Raw genomic sequence first — 17,624 nt, 5'->3', positions numbered from 1 at the left:
AAAAGTGGACAAGAACAGAGGCAAAGGAACAGGAGGATACTACTATACATCGCTGGCAAGTCGCCTCTCCCCCGGCCCCTCTCCCCGGGAGAGGGGAGCGCTTCGTTATTGATAGTTAAGTAATTGTGAATTGACGACTCCCCATTTATACACACTCTAAAGGATGATATAAAATAGTGTGGGAACAATACGATAAATCGAAACATAAATAGGGTGTATTTTCGGGTGAATACTTACTCTTGCGTCGTCATCAGGAGTTTTTGCTCTACAAACTTGCGTTTGATGCCGCGGGTTTTTCGCAGGCCGTTGGGGAGGCCTTCGGTGACCAGTTGGTAGCCGTCGCTGTAGGCGGTAGTCAGGGGCGGGAAGGGGCCGGAGCTGGCGAAAACGTGGAGGCTTTCGGCGCCGAAGGGGGCACTGACTTCGAAGGTGCCGAGGGAGATCCACTGGCCGGTGGAGGCATCGCTTACGGCCAGGTTGTCCTGGATCAGGACGACCTCGTCGTCGGCCAGTTTATAGAGGACGCGGAGGGTACAGGGCTGGGTGACGCGGTAGAAGATTTCCAGGTCTTCGCCGGTGGTAAAGACCAGATTGTCGGTGCCTTTGTTGGTCTTTAGGTTGAGGGCTAGATTGGTGGTGGCAACAGGTTGCTCACGGGTAGTTGGCTTCGCTGGCACGGTACGGCCTTCGGGCTGCCCCGGTTGTGGCGCGCGGGTTGGTGGCGGTACTACAGCCGGCGTGTCGATGGCTGTAGTCGTAGCCGGTACGTCGGTATTGTTTTGCGGTGGAGTCGTAACCACAGTAGGTTCAGCGGAAGCAAATATGTCGCGCAGGGAATACCCCGATAGCTCAGCAACACCCGCCAGAAAAGCGACGATGGCGGCCACCTTGATGGCGGTCTCTTTCCAGCGGCTGGCCGTTGGAGGCAGAGGAGCAGGATCAGGTGGCGCGGACGCAGGTGCAGGGGAAGGAGTGCCGGCGGCAGGTGCCTCGTGCAGCGGAACGGTTACTACCGGTGAAGGTACGTTCCGTTCCAATTGGTCAAGCACAGCTAGCAGGCCCTGGGTGATCCTGGCTTTCTGCCGGTCGATGTACTCCTGGGGTTGGGTAGCGGTAGTGGAGGGGAGATGTAGGTTCTGCCATTGTCCGCTGAGCATTACTAATTGCGTCTGCAATCGATTATCGCTGGTATTGTTGGCATAGGCCAGCAGCGTATTGATTACCTCGTCGCTTCGGCCGCTGGCGATCAACGCGCGTAATTGACCTAAGTCGGGGGAAACGGGTGAAGGCATGAATAGGGGTGTTTGAGCGGGTTAAGATAATAAATATATGTTTTTCAATTGGGTACAGCCGATTGCTACTCAGAACACTTCAGGGCGAGTGGGCTGCGCCCCGAGAATTCTCGGGGCGCAGCCCACTCGCCCTCGAAAGAAAAGAACCCAAGAATCACCATCCCTCCTCCTTTTTCTCTATTGCTTTTGCCAAGTCCTTTGCTCCCCATACTACCTTGCTTTTTTTATCCCTTCCCCCGGCACCTGCGGCCCCGCAAAAAAAAGAAAACTTGTGAAACCCATCATATCGTCGTAATCTGCGTTATCCTAAGTATGTCACATATGAAATTCACCCTCCCGGTATTGCTGTCGGGCGTACTTTTTATTGCGTTAACCAGCTGCCAAGACAATCAACCCGTGTTCGAATCCCTTGATGCCTATCCCGTGTATCCCTACAAGGATTTGGGCGCTACCTATACTGCTGAAGCCACCACTTTCAAGCTCTGGTCGCCCGCCGCGCAGGAAGCGCGGGTGAACTTCTACGCCTCCGATTCGCCCGATGCACCCGCCACCGAACGCATTGAAATGGAGCAGGTCAACGGTGCCTGGATGAAGGTCGTGGAAGGTGATCTGGACGGCACTTATTACACCTACCAGATCAAACAGCACGGCAAGTGGGGTGAGGAAGCAACCGACCCTTACGCCCGGGCGGCGGGAACGAACGGTCTGCGCGGCCAGGTAGTTGATCTGGCGGATACCAACCCGGAAGGTTGGGCGGAAGACAAAGCGCCGCCCCTGGCGGCCCCCACCGACGCCATACTCTACGAACTCCACGTCCGGGACCTCAGCATCGACCCCCGCTCCGGTATCACCAACAAAGGAAAATTTCTCGGGCTTACCGAACGTGGTACCGTCACCCCACAGGGAGATACCACCGGTCTTGACCACCTGGTGGAAATGGGCATCACCCACGTCCATTTGCTGCCGAGCTTCGACTTCATGAGCGTTAACGAAGCCCAGTTGGAAGTGCCGCAATACAACTGGGGTTACGACCCGCAGAATTATAACGTTCCGGAAGGTAGTTATTCCACTAACCCAAGCGATGGCAAAGTACGCATCCGGGAATTCAAGCAGATGGTTAAAGCCCTGCACGATGCCGGAATTCGGGTGGTAATGGACGTAGTTTATAACCATACCGGGCGGAGCGAAGACAGCCATTTTCAGCACCTCATCCCCGACTATTTCTACCGCTTCAACGATGACGGGAGTATGAGCAACGCCAGCGCCTGTGGGAACGAAATTGCCAGCGACCGGCCAATGGTTCGTAAGTACATCCGTGAATCCGTAGAATACTGGGTTCGGGAATACCACGTGGATGGCTTTCGGTTTGACCTGATGGGGATTCATGACATTCCGACGATGAACGAAATCAGCCAGAACCTGCACGCCATCGATTCCACCATCCTGATTTACGGCGAAGGATGGACGGCGGGCGACAGCCCGCTGCCAGACAGCCTCAAGGCCGTTAAAGCCAACACCCGCGAATTGATCAATATTGCTGCCTTCAGCGATGACCTGCGAGACGGGGTTAAGGGCAGTGTGTTCGAGCACAAAGAGCAAGGCTTCGTATCGGGAGCCCGGGGCAAAGACATGTCTATCCGTTTCGGGGTAGTGGGCTCAACGGAACACCCGCAGATTGATTACGACAGCGTCAACTACTCTAATGCCCCCTGGGCCAATGAGCCGGCGCAGTGCATCAACTACGTCAGTTGCCACGATAATCATACGCTGTTTGATCGCCTGGCGATCAGTAACCCAACCGATCCACGTAGCAGGCGTGCACAGATGCAACGTACTGCGCTGGCCATTGTACTGACCAGCCAGGGCATCCCCTTTCTGCACGCAGGTACGGAAATGCTGCGTTCTAAGAATAAGGAAGAGAATTCCTACAAATCCAGTGACGGGATCAATATGATCCGGTGGGGGGCAAAGCGCAGTGAAAAGATAACCGTAGACTACGTTAAAAAGCTGATCGAAATGCGGAAGATGCATCCGGCCTTCCGCCTCGGCGCTACGCAACTGATCAGTAAACACCTGACTTTCATGGATACGCGGGACGATCAGCTGGTGGTTTACCGCATCGTTGATGCTCCCGGAGACGAATGGTCCGATATATTGGTCGTCTTTAACGGCAGCAGAGATCCGAAACGGGTTGTGCTCCCCAACGGAGATTGGACGCCGGTGGTAAACGAACGGATTGTTGATATGGAGGGGGTCAGCCGGATCCGGACGGGAAAGTTTGATGTGGCGGGGCGATCGGCCAATGTTTTGGTCAAACGGCTGTAAAGCCTAAGTAGTCAAATAGTCAGAGAGTCAAATAGTCAGGCACGCTCTTAAGCTGTGACTTTCTGACTCCCTGACTCTTTGACTACTTGACTCTCTGACTATCTTTGCCGCCATGTCCAGTAAATACGAGCAACGCGGCGTTTCCGCTACCAAATCTGAGGTCCACGAAGCCATTGAAGGGCTTGATAAGGGGCTGTACCCAAAGGCTTTTTGTAAGGTGTTACCTGATGTCGCCGGTGGCGATCCAGACTGGGTCAACGTGATGCACGCCGATACGGCAGGCACCAAAACCAGTCTTGCCTACCTCTACTGGAAGGAAACAGGTGATCTTTCCGTGTGGGAAGGCATTGTGCAGGACAGCCTGGTGATGAACCTGGACGATATGGGCTGCGTCGGAGCGGTAGACAACATCCTGATTTCTTCCACCATCGGACGTAACAAGAACCGGATTCCCGGGGAAGTGCTGAAAACCATCATTCAGGGCGCGCAGAAATTTGCCGATCGTATGGCCGATCAGGGGGTAGGCTTGCACCTGACCGGCGGTGAAACCGCCGATGTGGGGGACATTGTCCGCACGATTGACGTCGGCTTTACCACCTTTGCCCGGCTTCGCCGCGATCGGTTGGTCGTCAATAACATTAAACCCGGAAACGTAATTGTCGGGTTAGCCAGCTACGGACAATCTTCCTACGAAGACGAATACAACGGAGGCATGGGCTCCAACGGACTGACCTCTGCCCGCCACGATGTCTTCAAGCATGCGTACGCGGATAAATACCCCGAGAGCTTCGATCCCGAAGTACCCCGCTCCGTCATTTATACCGGCAGCCGTTCCCTGACTGAGCAGATAGACATTGGCCAGGGGCGCACAATGCCTGCGGGAAAACTGGTGCTCAGCCCGACCAGAACCTATCTTCCCGTCCTGAAGGTCCTGCTTGACGAACTGAAGCCCCAAATCGCCGGCCTTATCCACTGCACGGGCGGTGCGCAGACTAAAGTCGTTAAGTTTATTGACAACGTTCGGGTGGTGAAGGACAACTTCCTGACCGTTCCCCCACTATTTGACCTCATCCGTAAGGAAAGTGGAACTGACTGGCGCGAAATGTACCAGGTGTTTAATATGGGCCATCGACTTGAGGTGTACCTGCCAGCCGAAGGTGCTGCAACGGTACTAGACATCGCCGCCCGGTTTAACATTGATGCGCAGATCGTCGGTTTCGTGGAGGCGGCTGACCAGCCCTCGGTGCGGCTGCATACGCCGGGTGGGGTGGAGGATTACTTTGAGTAGTCAGTATTTAGTTGTCAGGATTCAGGGAGAAAATTATGGAACCATGACTTGGCTAAGGTTTGCTCGTCGTTCCAAGTACATTAATGACCTCGAATACGCGAATCACTAAACGATGCCGTCGAAGTTGAAAAGCTACTGAGTTACATGCTCAAGCACGAGGACAAATTCCGTGGCGAATTCAGCAAATAACCGGAAGTGATCCCTGACCCCCTGACCCCCTGCCCCCTGATGACAGATTACAAAACACTAGAACTCCCCCGCACAATAACCCGAGGCGCCAGCACCAACCGTTGTTCCATGTCTTCCGAGGTAGCGTTCCCTGCAACGACGGCAATCATCCGTTCGGCGGTGCGGCGGCCCATTTCAAGGGTCTGCTGATCTACTGTGGAGAGGTTAGGGGTAATAATTTCGGTAAAGGATTCATTGGAGAAGCCGATAATTGCGAGGTCTTCAGGAACCCTGATACCGTGCTTTTCGGAGGCTTTGATCCCGGCGGCTGCGCTGTAGTCGCTGCTGCTGAATACGGCGTCGGGTGGTTGAGTAAGGTCCCACAGGCTGAGAAAAGCCTCCTCGCCATTGTCGAAATGAGAAACAATATCAATCACGTAGCCGGGGTCTACGGTGAGGCCGCCGGCTTCCATTGCCCGAATGTACCCGAGGTAGCGGTCCCGATAGATGGGGACGTGTTGTGGTCCGCGTAAATGAGCAATGCGCTGATAGCCTGCCTTGATCAGGTGGCTTGTTGCTTCGAATCCCCCTTGTTCATTGTCGATGACGACTACGGGTGCATCTACACCTTCCGCGATCGTGTCAAAAAAATGAATGGGAAATCCGGAGGCAATTACGTTTTGATAAAAGTCAACGTTGTTTGCTTGTTCTTTATCCTTAGCAACGGAGACCATAATACCGTCTACCTGCAATCGGCGTAAAGTATCTACCATAGCGCGTTCGCGTTTGGCGGAGTCATAACTTTGGCAGACGATGATGTGAAAGCCGGCTTTGCCGGCCTTCTCTTCTATCCCCCGGATCACCTTCCCGAAAAACGCCCGATCCAGTGCCGGAACGATGACCCCCAGAATATCGGAGCGGCCTCGCCGCAGGGCCGCAGCAATGCGGTTAGGCTGATAATTTAGTGCTGCTGCCTTTGCCCTGACGAGGTCCCTGGTTTTCTGGCTTACTACGGGGTTGTCGGCCAAGGCTCGGCTTACTGTGCTGGCGTTGAGGCCAAGCTCGTAAGCAATATCGTGGATCGTTATTTTACCGGACTTTTTGGCCATTGGGCAGGAGGGATGCTTGACAATTCCTTCATTAAAACAGGAATGGAAAGGTAATGAAAGTTGCGGAGTGCCAGGACCGGGGCGGGTGCTTTCTACGCTTTGTAGCCCACCGGGCTACCTTAAGAATCATTGCCCCTAACGCGTGCTATGCACCTGCGGCCACGCACTGATAGCCTTACGTTTATTCAGTACAAAGATTTTTGGCTGCACCTTATTATCCATTCCCTAAGCCTGGAAAACGGAAAACTATCCAAAAAAATGACCTGAGGGCTTGTTGCCGACAGACAAGCAAGGCTTTTCAGTGATGAAAAGCCTGTGAGTAAGACAAACTTGTTTACTTTTGCGGCCTTAGCACTAGCGAAGTTTCTTTTGTCGGCTGACTGCCCCAACCGGCATCCTCAAAGAAATTTTAACTTTTGTGTCACACTTTTGTAGCCCGATGAACCATCTTCGGTTATTCTGAACTACTCAGCACAACTCACCAGGTATGAAAAGAACTTTACTCCTCTTTTTACTCGTGTTTACCGCTTTTACTGCTTTCGCTCAAACTGCCCTGAAGGGTAAGGTGACGGATGTAGACGATGACGGAGCACCTCTTCCCTTTGCTACGGTCCAACTATTTAAGGACGGAGCCTTTTATCAGGGAACCAACACCGATCTTGACGGTAATTACTTCTTTTCTAATATTGACCCCGGTACTTACGACATCCAGGTGGATTATACCGGCTACCCGCCAACGCGGGTGGAAGGCATTCCCGTTAACGCCGGTAAGACCAATAATGCAAACATAGAAGTGACCAATAACGGGGTTACCCTGACTGAGATTGTGGTAACGGGCTTTAAAGTCCCCCTCATTGAGCAGGACAATACGACCTCCGGCCAAACGGTGACCTCGGAACAGATCCGAAACCTGCCCACGCGTAACATCAACCAGATCGCTTCGATCACGGCTGGTGCTGCCTCGGCAGATGAGGGTGGAGCGATTAACGTGCGTGGTTCCCGCTCAGATGCAACAGACTATTACGTTGATGGTGTACGGGTTTCTTCGACCAGTGTCCCGGATGCCGACATTGAGCAGCTGCAGGTCATCACCGGTGGTATAGAAGCTCGGTACGGTGACGTAACCGGCGGTATCATATCCATTACAACTAAAGGCCCCAGTAATCAATTCCGCATGAGTGCGGAAGCTGAAACCAGTGAAGGCCTGGACAACTATGGCAACAGCCTGGTAGGGCTTTCGGTAACTGGTCCCATCCTACGGAACTCGAAAGGGAATTCAGTACTGGGCTACCGTTTTTCCGGCCGTTATACTTACAGTGAAGACGATAATCCTTCCCCGATTGCGATCATTACAGCCCGGGAAGATGTCCTGGCTGAACTGCAAGCCAATCCACTGCGCCAGATCGCTGACCGGGCAGTTGTTGCGGCCGATTTTCTGACTAACGACGACGTTAATGTACTGCAGACCCGTCCGTTTGAGGAGCGGAATCAGGTAAACCTTAATGGAAAGATTGATGCCCGTCTGAGCGACGCCATTGATATTTCCTTTTCTGGTTTCTACGGTAGTACTGAAAACCAATTTACGCCCGGTGAGAATGGCACGAACAGCTGGCAACTACTCAACGCCGCACGCAACCCTACGCAGGAAAGCCAGAACTACCGTGGTAACTTCCGCTTCCGTCACCGCCTGGGTGGTACCGGCGTAGCCGATGGGGGCACTGGTAACAGCAGTGTAATTCAGAATGCGAGCTATAACCTTCAGTTTACAATAGAAAACAACAGCAGTAGCGTTTCTGATCCGATTCACGGTGATAATTTCTTTGACTACGGTCACGTAGGAACTTTTGACGTAGACTACATTCCAGTATTCGGCAGACTTGGAGATGCAGCCCGCCCATACCGTGCAACAGATTCTTTGTTCCAGATCGATTACCGGGAGGTACTTCGTGGATATGATCCATCTACTTCACACAACCCCATTCTTTCCAACTACAATAACATCTTCGGTGTCGGCGGCGATCAGGTCCTGACCCTTGGAAGCTACGGCCTGTCTGGCCTGCCGAATGAGTCGACTTATGTAGACCCCTTCCGTGGTAGTTCTAATCCGGCTAACCTTGATCTTTTCTTCGCCGGCAACGGTCGGACCACCAGCCAGTTTACCGGCACCTGGTTCGATGCTAACGTTGGTGCGGTTTACAATACGTACAACAAGAGTGATAACGATCTCTACACCTTCCAGGCTAACGCCTCCTTCGAGATCGTACCCGGAAGTTCCGACAAAAGCCGTCACAGCATCCAACTTGGTGTGATCTACGAACAGCGTACCAACCGTGGTTATGGCCTGGCCCCAAGTAGTTTATGGACGGTAGCCCGCCAGCTGGCCAACCAGCGCCTTAACTCCGTACTTGGTACCAACCGGGTAATTGACTCTATGATGGTCATTCAGGATGGTTTTGAGGGTAACGTTGCGGTACTGGCGCCCACCATTGATTCTGGTGACGGGCAGTTTTACCGGACTATCCGGGAACGCCTGAGTAGCCCCGGCAATGAGATCGGACTTGACCAGCACGTCAACATCGACGGTTTGGATCCTGACCAGCTGAGCCTGGACCTCTTCAGTGCAGACGAACTGGCCTTTAACGGACTGGTAAATTACTTTGGGTACGATTACCTGGGTAATGAGTTTGACGGGACCTTCGACGATTTCTTTGAATTAGAGAATGGCGAACGATCTTTCAACGTAGCTCCCAACCGCCCGATCTATGCTTCTGCGTACCTGCAGGACAAGTTTACGATTAATGACATGATCTTCCGCCTTGGTGTTCGTGTTGACCGGTATGATGCCAATACGCGCGTACTTAAGGACCCTTACAGCCTTTATGAGATTATGGGTGCCGCTGCTTTCCATAGCCAATTCAGTGATGTGGAGAAGCCGGGATCGATTGGTGATGATTTTGCCGTTTATACCAGCGGTGTTGGGGAGAATGATGTGCAGGGTTACCGCGATGGTGATTTCTGGTATTTTCCTGACGGTACGCCTGCCAACCAGTTTACCGAAATCCCCGGTATTCGTGATGGGTTGGTTTTTCCTAAGTACGTTAACTCGGCCATTGATTCAGAGCCTGACTTCATTAAGAGTGATGAATTTGAAGTAGAAGATTCCTTCAAGGATTACGAAGTACAATTCAACGTAATGCCTCGTCTGGCCTTCTCTTTCCCAATCTCGGAAGACGCCAACTTCTTCGCTCACTACGATGTCCTTTTACAGCGGCCACCTTCCGGTAGCTTTGCAACTGCACTTGATTACTACTACTTCCGGGATCGGGTAGGTAACAGCACGTTCAACAACCCGGCATTGCGCCCGGAACGTACGGTAGATTACGAAGTAGGTTTCAAGACCCGCCTCAGTAATACTTCCGCCCTGACCATTACGGCCTACTACAAAGAAATGCGGGACATGATCCAGCTGCGTACCTACGCTCCGGTACCGGTTAACGGCAGTAGCTATACTACTTTCGATAACCAGGATTTCGGTACAGTAAAAGGTTTCAGCTTTACTTACGACCTGCGTCGGACGGCGAACTTCACGGTTAATGCCAACTACACGCTTCAGTTTGCTGATGGTACGGGCTCCAGTTCTACCTCGCAGCGTGGCCTGACCAGTCGGGGCAACCTGCGGACGCTTTTCCCCCTTAGTTTTGACGAGCGCCACCGGATGAACCTTGTACTCGACTACCGGGTCGGCCGCAACAGTAATGCGCCGAATATTTTCAAGAATCTTGGTGCAAACCTACAGGCTTCCGCCGTTTCCGGACGTCCATACACGCAGACCTTCCAGCCTACACAGTTTGGAGGCTCCGGTAACGAGAGCGCATTCAACGCTGCCCGTAAGCCTTTCAACTTTACACTGAATGGCCAGATCAACAAGGATTTCAAAATCGGAGAAAACTCCAGCGTGAACGTTTACTTCCGGGTGTCCAATATTCTGGATCGCCGTAACGTACTCAACGTTTACTCTGCTACCGGTTCTGCTGAAGACCCAGGTTACCTGCAGTCCGTTTTCGGTCGTGACCAGATCGAGCAGATCTCCTCCGGTCGTCGTCCACTGGAGAGTTTCCTGACCTCTTACCAGTGGAAGGTGTTGAACCCCAATAACTTTACTTTGCCACGTCGTATGTACGTGGGAGCTCAGTTTAGCCTGTAAACCTTATCCAGCCAATTTTTAAAATTTTAGTTATGCGAGTTAACCAACTCCTGTTTTCAATACTTCTGCTGGTGGGGTTTGCTACCCCGACCATGCTCCAGGCCACTGTTGGTCCGGAGGCAAGAAACCGGGCGGTTACGCCAGGTCAGCAACAACAAATAGACTTTCGGGAAGCGTGTGATAATGCCGTTGCCCAGATTGATATGGAAATCAACAACGTACGCGCCCGCCTGACCACCGGTGGTGACGTATGGTGGGATGGTGGCGATGGTCGCTATATTGTACCAAAGGCTCCTCCCGGGGTGCCGGAAGTCAGTTCCATCTTCGCCGGTGCCGTTTGGCTCGGCGGTAGAGATCCAGGTGGTGGGTTGAAAGTTGCTGCACAGCAGTACGGTCGTGGGGCTGGTAACTTCGATTACTACCCAGGACCACTTACCGAAGAAGGTACAACCTCCAAAGATACCTGTGCTCGTTGGGACCGGTTTTTTACCGTAAAGGGTGAGAGCATTCGACAGGCACGTGCCCTTTTCCAGAACCTTGATCCCGGTGCAACCATCGACCAGTCAGACCTACCCGCCGACATCCTCGGCTGGCCGGCTACGGGTAACGAATATTTCTTTGAGATTAACGGCTTTGAACTGCCCGATGCCCAGCAGGGACTTGCAGGATTTTGGGACGAAAACCTCGACGGTATCTACGATCCGACCGAAGGTGACTACCCGATCATCGAAATCCGGGGTTGTGGAGAGACGCCCCAGTTTCCAGAAGAAATGGTCTTTTGGATTTATAATGATGCCGGTAACACCCACCGGGAATCAGGTATTCCCGCACAGATCCAGATGGAGGTTCAGGTTCAGGCCTTTGCCTATACTACTTCAGATGACATCAACAGTATGACCTTTCAGCGCTATAAGCTGATTAACCGGGCAACGGAGGACATTCAGGACACCTACTTCGCCATGTGGGTCGATGCCGACCTCGGTTGTTTCAGTGACGATTACGTAGGCTGTGATACCACTCGTTCCCTGGCTTACGTATACAACCAGGATGAACTCGACGGTGCAACTGGCTGTACTTGTACAGGTGGTGTGAACACCTACTGTGACGAAGTGCCGATTCTGGGCGTGGATTACTTCCGTGGTCCACGTAAGCCGATCTTCGACGACATGGGCATGCAGATTGATGAGATAGAACTTGGTATGAGTTCCTTCATCACGATCTATAACGGAGGTGTTGGTGAACCGGCTCCAGGTACTACCGACCCTAACTCTGCTACAGAATACTACAACTACCTTCAGGGTATCTGGCTCGATGGTTCCGAAGTGGTCAATTGTGGTGATGGTTATGATGAAGTTGGCTGTGAACCTACCCGCTTTACTTTCTACGATGCACCAGACGATCCTGCGGGATGGTCAATGGTAACTGCCGACATTGGCACCAGTGACCCTCGTACCCTACAGGCATCTGGCCCGTTTACCCTGCGCCCCGGTGCGGTAAACGAGCTAATCGTAGGTGTAGTCTGGGTTCCGGACCAAACGTACCCCAACCCATCTATTCAGCGTCTGCAGCAGGCGGATGACCTGGCCCAGAGCTTGTTCAACAACTGTTTTGATATCTGCGATGGACCTGATGCTCCTGACGTCGATGTGATCGAACTGGATCGTGAGATAGTATTGTTGTTCAGCAACGGTGTTGCCAGTAATAACTTCGAGGAGGCTTACGTCGAAAAAGGTCTCGGTATCCCTACTGGTTCCGACAGCCTGTACCGTTTCGAAGGTTACCGCGTTTACCAATTTGCTGGTCCTGGAATTTCTCTTGCTGAGGTAGACAACCCGGATCGTGTCCGTGAAATCGCTCAGTTTGACTTTGACAACGGTATCACCGAGGTATTTAACTGGAAACCGGTTAATGAGGACGATAACCCACTTCTGGAGCCTTACCTGGCACCGGAATTAGTAGCCAAAGGATCAGATAATGGCATTCGCCATAGTTTACGAATTACCGCAGATGCCTTTGCCAGTGACGGAGATTCCCGTTTGATCAACCATCGCCGGTACTACTTTACGGTGGTGGCTTATGGCTACAATAACTACAAGGAATACGACCCATTTGACCAGGATAACCCCGGACAACCTCAGCAGTACAAGGCGTCTAGCCGGAATATTGGTGATGCCCTAACCGGTGACCCATATTATCAGGTGATTCCACGGCCTATCCTTGATCGTCAGTTGATGGCATCTTATGGTGACGGAGCTTCCGTTACCCGCATTGCCGGAGAAGGAAACAACGGTACTTTCCTCGACATCACTGACGAAAGTCGTGAGACCATCGAGGCTGATTTTAGTGCAGGTGAGAACGTCTCCCCTGAGATAACCTACAAAACCGGAGCTGCGCCCATCGACGTATTTGTGGCCAACCCGCTCGACGTAGTTGATGGTGATTACGAAATTACTTTCTTCGACGAAGACATGACCAACGAACGTCTTGATGATGACGTGCGGTGGATGCTCCGCTGCTTGGGTGATTGTAACGCTCCGACTATCCTCAGTGAACGTTCAATTGATGTTCGGAATGAACAGATCATTCCAGAGTTTGGCTTCGCTGTCAGCCTGGGAGATGTTGTCGAACCCGGCATCGAAACACTGGCCGGTGATAATAATGGTGCGATTGGTGCGACCATTTCCTATGCCGATGACGCTAAAGACCCGTGGCTGACTTTCCTGCCGGATAACTTTAACCCCGGCATCCCCGGCTTCCCCGTACAGATTCAGACCCAGTTGTTTGATTATGTGAACACGGAGTTCATGGCGAATTTCGAGGATAAGGATCCGGAGCAAGTCTACAGTGATTTCTTTCCGGGTATTTACCCTTACCAGTTGATGGATCATGAAGAACGCGCCAGCGGAGTTCCATTCATCTCTCCGGTTTGGATCAACCGCAGTAACAATAGTGCGGTCATCCGGATGAGCATGGCAAATCTTAACAGTATAGATATCGTCTTTACCTCCAACAAAGACCTTTGGTCTCGTTGTCCGGTAGTGGAAACGGCTAACCAGTTCTACGATAATGCCCTCCTTGACGGCACGCCTGCGCGCCCTGCTGGTCATCCCCTTATGTTCGATACGCGCGATGCGCCAAGTGTGACGAAGAACGCTGGTGCGGACGGTATGCCCGAAGTTGATAATAACATCGATCCGGATCTCGCGCGCGGTATGGGCTGGTTCCCGGGTTATGCCGTTAATGTAGAGACTGGTGAGCGCCTTGAAGTGTTCTGGGGTGAGAACAGTTTGTATGATGGCCGTGGTGTCGGAACCGGTGATTTCACCGCCCAAAGCAATGGTAATGATATGATCTGGAACCCGTCGGATGTAATCATCGACCCTGTTCCCGGCCAGTTCAACTTCTATAACTTTGTTGCGGGTGCTCAGCATTTCTTCTACGTAACCAATCGTCCTTACGACGGCGGTGAGTACCTGGAGAGCCGCTTTGAACCCCGCTCGACCGTTAGCCGTAAGGTGAATGGTATCCGGGAAATCATTTGGGCTGGCTTCCCTATCCTGTCTCCAGGATCTCAGTTGCTTTCTTACGAGGATGGCCTGATCCCGAACGATGCTACCATAAAACTTCGGGTACAGAACCCATATGGTTTTAAGGATGGTACTGCTGACGCAAACGGCTACCCAACTTACCGATTCTCGCTGGACGGGAAGTCTGCCGGAACCAACCTCGATCAGGCTGGTCTGGACCGTGCCCTGGAAATGATCAACGTGGTACCGAACCCATATTATGGTTTCAGTTCTTACGAAGACAGTGAATTCGAGACCAATGTTAAGATCACGAACCTGCCTGCTAAGGCAACCGTGACGATTTACTCGCTCGACGGTAAATTTATCCGTAAATATGATCGTGACGAAGCACCTACAATGCTGCGTGGTGAAGGCCGCCCGGTTGGTACCCGCCAGGTTTCTCCAGCTCTGGAATGGGATCTGAAGAACTTCCGGGGCATTCAGATTTCCGGCGGTATTTACCTGATCCACGTAGAAGCACCTGGCCTGGGTGAACGGACCCTGAAATGGTTCGGTGTCCAACGCCAGTTCGATCCATCAGGCTTATAGGACCAATAATCAGCCGCTCGTTTACGTGTGCTGCACGAGACGAGCGGCTATTTTGGCGCGGCCGCAGGGTGCAAAGAAAAGTTTTAGGGCAAAGAACGGCACAACGTTCCCTGCGCTTTCAGCCAACTATTCTTTGCACCCGCGTTCTCGCCCAACTAAACAAATTTCACTGACGGTTCGCCGTTGGTGTTAACCCAAATTCCCATTGCGGAAGATCAACCTCACAGTAGCATGAAGAAAATCTACCTACTCGTATTATGTTTCGGCCTGGCGGCTTCTACCGCTTTTGCCGGAAACCCGGACCGCCAGGGAGAAGCCGGCGCGGCCCAATTATTAATGAATCCGTGGGCGGCATCTGCCGGTCTTCACTCCATGAACACTTCCAGTGTTTTCGGTGTGGAAGCCATGCGCATTAACCCCGCTGGTGTCTCCCGTTTTAACGGAACGGAAGTAAAAATTGGCTACGCCAACTACCTCCAGGGGACGGACATATCCATGCAGGCTTTCGGTGTCGCTAGTGCAAAAGGCAACGGTGGAGCCATCGGTTTCAGCATTATGAGCCTTGACTTCGGTGACATCCCGGTCACCACCACTGCTCAGCCAGAAGGAACAGGTGCCATCCTTAACGTCAGTTTCCTGAACATCGGCCTCACTTACTCCCACACTTTTGAAGAAGCTGTATCCGTAGGGGTTACGCTACGCGGTGTTAGTGAAGGCACTGCGGATGTTAGTGCCTTCGGCCTGGCGGTCGATGCTGGCGTTCAGTACGTTGCGGGTGAGAACGATGCCTTCAAATTTGGTATCAGCCTTCGTAATATCGGTTCCCGGATGACCTACGGTGGGCAGGGCCTCTCCATTGGGGCTCAGACGACGGAGGCCAACTTTAACCGTACGCTCTACGAACGTTCTGCAGGTTTCGAAATGCCTTCTATGCTTAATATTGGTGCTTCTTACGACCTCCGTCCAGGTGGATTAGAAAGCAACCAGCGTATCTCCATTATGGGTAACTTCACGGCTAACTCTTTCGGCCGGGATCAAATTGGCGGAGCCGTTGAGTATGCCTTCCGCGAGCAATTCATTGCCCGGGTAGGATACCGTACCGATCTGGAGCAAAGTGAACTGACGGAGATACCTCTTTACGATGGTATCAGCGCTGGTGCAAGCATTCGTGTTCCCTTCAAAAAAGGTGATCGTAGCCGTTCTTTCAGCATCGACTATGCCTTCCGGAATACCCGGATTTTTAATGGTACCCACAACATTGGTATCGGCGTTTCGATTTAGAAAGACAAAGCGTAAAATGCGATGACTTAGTACAAAAATTCGTATCTTTGGAACTAAGCACAGAACAAAGACGTTTCTACTTCAAGTAGAAGCGTCTTTGTTTTTACTATAGTAGGGGTAATATAACAGCCCCCCAACACAAATTCTTTAACGGCAAGCCGGGTCTTCGCTACTTCCCTTAGTGGAAGGAGGGAGGCCTTTCAGCTTTAGCCCTAAAATTGAATGACCATGTCAAAAACCCACTATCTATCTCAGGAAGGTTTCGACAGATTAACCGCCCAACTTGACGAGTTGAAGACTGATGGACGTTCCAACGTTGCTAAGGCCATTGCTGAGGCTCGTGAGAAAGGAGACCTGTCGGAGAACGCCGAATACGATGCTGCCAAAGACGCTCAGGGCCTTCTGGAGATGAAGATCAACGAACTGGAGAAAGTCATGGCAAATGCCCGTGTACTGGACGCCAGCCAGCTGGATACCAGCAATGTAACCGTGATGAGCAAGGTTACCATTCGTAACGTCAAAGTTAAAAAGGACGTACAGTACATGCTGGTTAGTGAATCTGAAGCGGACCTGAAAGCAAAAAAGATATCCGTCAGCAGTCCGATGGGTGTAGGCTTACTGGGTAAGGCCGTTGGCGATATTGCTGAGGTGACTACTCCGAATGGTGTGGTCAAATTCGAAATCATCGATATTACCATTTAAGCCATGGCCAGCATCTTTACCCGAATCATTGACCGGAAAATTCCGGGCATGATCGTTGCCGAAACAAAAGATTTTATTGCTTTTCTGGATGTTCGGCCAATGGTCGAAGGTCATACGCTTTGTGTGCCGAAACGGGAAGTCGATTACTACTTCGATTTAACCGAAGAGGAAATTACGGCATTGGCCGTCTTTTCCCAAAAGGTTGCCCGTGCCATAAAGGCTGTTGTCCCCTGCAACCGCGTAGCGGTTGGCGTCCTTGGCCTGGAGGTCCCTCATGCGCACGTACATCTTGTTCCGGTAACCACCGAAGGAGATTTTCGCTTTGGGAAATCGGTTGATGTTTCTCCGGAGCGGATGGAGGAACTGCGGACGGCGATCGCTGCTGCGGTTGAGTAATTCAAGTTGTCAGGTTGTCGAGTTGTCAGGCTGTCGGTTAATCACTGGTGATGCAGATAAACCGATATGCTGAAAACTCGGCAACTCGATATCCCGACTACCACTTCGGCGGCACCAACTCCTTAAAGTGTCCGTTGAGGTTAGCCCGATCCTGCATGCTTTTGCCTTCGCGTAATTCGGGCTTGATGTTGATCAAATGACTAAGTAAGAAGCGTTGTCTTTCCGTTGCACTTCTGATGGTCAGCAGTTCGTATTCCTGTTCCAGCTTAAGGCCGACATAATGTGCGATATCGTAGGTGCGGAAGCCATCCTTTACACTGCGAATGGTTTTGTCAATGTTGAGTTCCCGGTAAATGGCCCTCGTCAGGTTGACGATTTCACCATTGATATTGGGATCTTCGTTGAAGTCGATTAAAAGCTCCCTGCATTCTCCACCCGGATATAACTTTTCGGGGTAGGTTTTCCAATAATCTTCAAGGAAGAAGACCCGTTCTCCAACGGTTCTGATATCGCTTTCACCGGAAGGGTATTTGTTGACGATTTCAGTTAGCCGGACTTCGGTGGCAATGGGTAGGAGGCCACCGTTGATGACCGTAGGTATGCAAAAAGTAATACCGTTTTCTTCTGCATCTTTGATCAGCTGGCGGTACCGGGGCTCAAATATGTGCAGATTAAGGTTCTCCCCGGGGAAAACAACAAGTTGAAGCGGGAATATGGCAAGTTTCTGCGTCATAAATTGGGGTT

10 protein-coding genes are annotated in these 17,624 nt (G+C 51.9%); 7 read left to right on the top strand and 3 right to left on the bottom strand.

Translation table 11 applies throughout. The features are described 5' to 3' along the window. Nucleotides 1-233: 233 nt before the first annotated feature. Nucleotides 234-1,292 (bottom strand): hypothetical protein, encoded by a 1,059-nt coding sequence (locus B036_RS0118715; RefSeq protein WP_026232119.1) that lies wholly within the window; start codon nt 1,290-1,292, stop codon nt 234-236. A gap of 321 nt (nt 1,293-1,613) precedes the next feature. Between B036_RS0118715 and pulA the strand changes: the two genes are divergently transcribed. Then, nucleotides 1,614-3,617 carry a type I pullulanase gene (pulA, locus tag B036_RS0118705; RefSeq protein ID WP_020570262.1) on the top strand — a complete coding sequence of 668 codons (2,004 nt, stop codon included), beginning with the start codon at nt 1,614-1,616 and terminating at the stop codon, nt 3,615-3,617. Nucleotides 3,618-3,729: 112 nt separating this feature from the next. Then, nucleotides 3,730-4,905, top strand: coding sequence for an AIR synthase related protein (locus B036_RS0118700; RefSeq protein WP_020570261.1), 1,176 nt, complete (start codon nt 3,730-3,732; stop codon nt 4,903-4,905). A 236-nt stretch (nt 4,906-5,141) separates the two neighbouring features. On the opposite strand, the gene B036_RS0118695 is transcribed toward B036_RS0118700, so the two are convergent. Continuing rightward, complete coding sequence (locus tag B036_RS0118695) at nt 5,142-6,182, bottom strand: LacI family DNA-binding transcriptional regulator (RefSeq protein WP_020570260.1); 1,041 nt, start codon at nt 6,180-6,182, stop codon at nt 5,142-5,144. 487 nt (nt 6,183-6,669) lie between these two features. Here B036_RS0118695 and B036_RS0118685 point away from each other — a divergent pair, with 487 nt between their 5' ends. From B036_RS0118685 to B036_RS0118665, 5 genes are all read left to right on the top strand, one after another. Beyond that, nucleotides 6,670-10,386 carry a TonB-dependent receptor gene (locus tag B036_RS0118685; protein ID WP_020570258.1) on the top strand — a complete coding sequence of 1,239 codons (3,717 nt, stop codon included), beginning with the start codon at nt 6,670-6,672 and terminating at the stop codon, nt 10,384-10,386. 32 nt (nt 10,387-10,418) lie between these two features. Continuing rightward, entirely contained in the window at nt 10,419-14,501 is a 4,083-nt protein-coding gene (locus tag B036_RS0118680; protein WP_020570257.1) for a hypothetical protein, read from the top strand. 231 nt (nt 14,502-14,732) lie between these two features. Beyond that, entirely contained in the window at nt 14,733-15,782 is a 1,050-nt protein-coding gene (locus B036_RS0118675; protein WP_020570256.1) for a PorV/PorQ family protein, read from the top strand. A gap of 228 nt (nt 15,783-16,010) precedes the next feature. After that, on the top strand, nt 16,011-16,484 hold the full coding sequence (gene greA, locus B036_RS0118670) for a transcription elongation factor GreA (RefSeq protein ID WP_026232118.1): 474 nt from the start codon (nt 16,011-16,013) through the stop codon (nt 16,482-16,484). A 3-nt stretch (nt 16,485-16,487) separates the two neighbouring features. Further along, nucleotides 16,488-16,880 carry an HIT family protein gene (locus tag B036_RS0118665; RefSeq protein ID WP_020570254.1) on the top strand — a complete coding sequence of 131 codons (393 nt, stop codon included), beginning with the start codon at nt 16,488-16,490 and terminating at the stop codon, nt 16,878-16,880. 97 nt (nt 16,881-16,977) lie between these two features. Here B036_RS0118665 and B036_RS0118660 read toward each other — a convergent pair whose 3' ends face one another. Beyond that, nucleotides 16,978-17,613 (bottom strand): LON peptidase substrate-binding domain-containing protein, encoded by a 636-nt coding sequence (locus B036_RS0118660; protein ID WP_020570253.1) that lies wholly within the window; start codon nt 17,611-17,613, stop codon nt 16,978-16,980. Nucleotides 17,614-17,624 lie beyond the last annotated feature (11 nt).

The organism is Neolewinella persica DSM 23188, assembly GCF_000373105.1.
Classification (GTDB): domain Bacteria; phylum Bacteroidota; class Bacteroidia; order Chitinophagales; family Saprospiraceae; genus Neolewinella; species Neolewinella persica.
The sequence above is the reverse complement of the archived record's forward strand: the minus strand, read 5'-3'. Positions and strand labels throughout refer to the sequence as shown.

Excerpts from the sequence above, each read along its gene's own strand:
- B036_RS0118700 (WP_020570261.1), top strand. The coding sequence starts at position 3,730 with ATGTCCAGTAAATACGAGCAACGCGGCGTTTCCGCTACCAAATCTGAG.
- B036_RS0118665 (WP_020570254.1), top strand. The coding sequence starts at position 16,488 with ATGGCCAGCATCTTTACCCGAATCATTGACCGGAAAATTCCGGGCATG.
- greA (WP_026232118.1), top strand. The coding sequence starts at position 16,011 with ATGTCAAAAACCCACTATCTATCTCAGGAAGGTTTCGACAGATTAACC.
- B036_RS0118715 (WP_026232119.1), bottom strand. The coding sequence starts at position 1,292 with ATGCCTTCACCCGTTTCCCCCGACTTAGGTCAATTACGCGCGTTGATC.
- pulA (WP_020570262.1), top strand. The coding sequence starts at position 1,614 with ATGAAATTCACCCTCCCGGTATTGCTGTCGGGCGTACTTTTTATTGCG.
- B036_RS0118685 (WP_020570258.1), top strand. The coding sequence starts at position 6,670 with ATGAAAAGAACTTTACTCCTCTTTTTACTCGTGTTTACCGCTTTTACT.
- B036_RS0118680 (WP_020570257.1), top strand. The coding sequence starts at position 10,419 with ATGCGAGTTAACCAACTCCTGTTTTCAATACTTCTGCTGGTGGGGTTT.
- B036_RS0118675 (WP_020570256.1), top strand. The coding sequence starts at position 14,733 with ATGAAGAAAATCTACCTACTCGTATTATGTTTCGGCCTGGCGGCTTCT.
- B036_RS0118660 (WP_020570253.1), bottom strand. The coding sequence starts at position 17,613 with ATGACGCAGAAACTTGCCATATTCCCGCTTCAACTTGTTGTTTTCCCC.
- B036_RS0118695 (WP_020570260.1), bottom strand. The coding sequence starts at position 6,182 with ATGGCCAAAAAGTCCGGTAAAATAACGATCCACGATATTGCTTACGAG.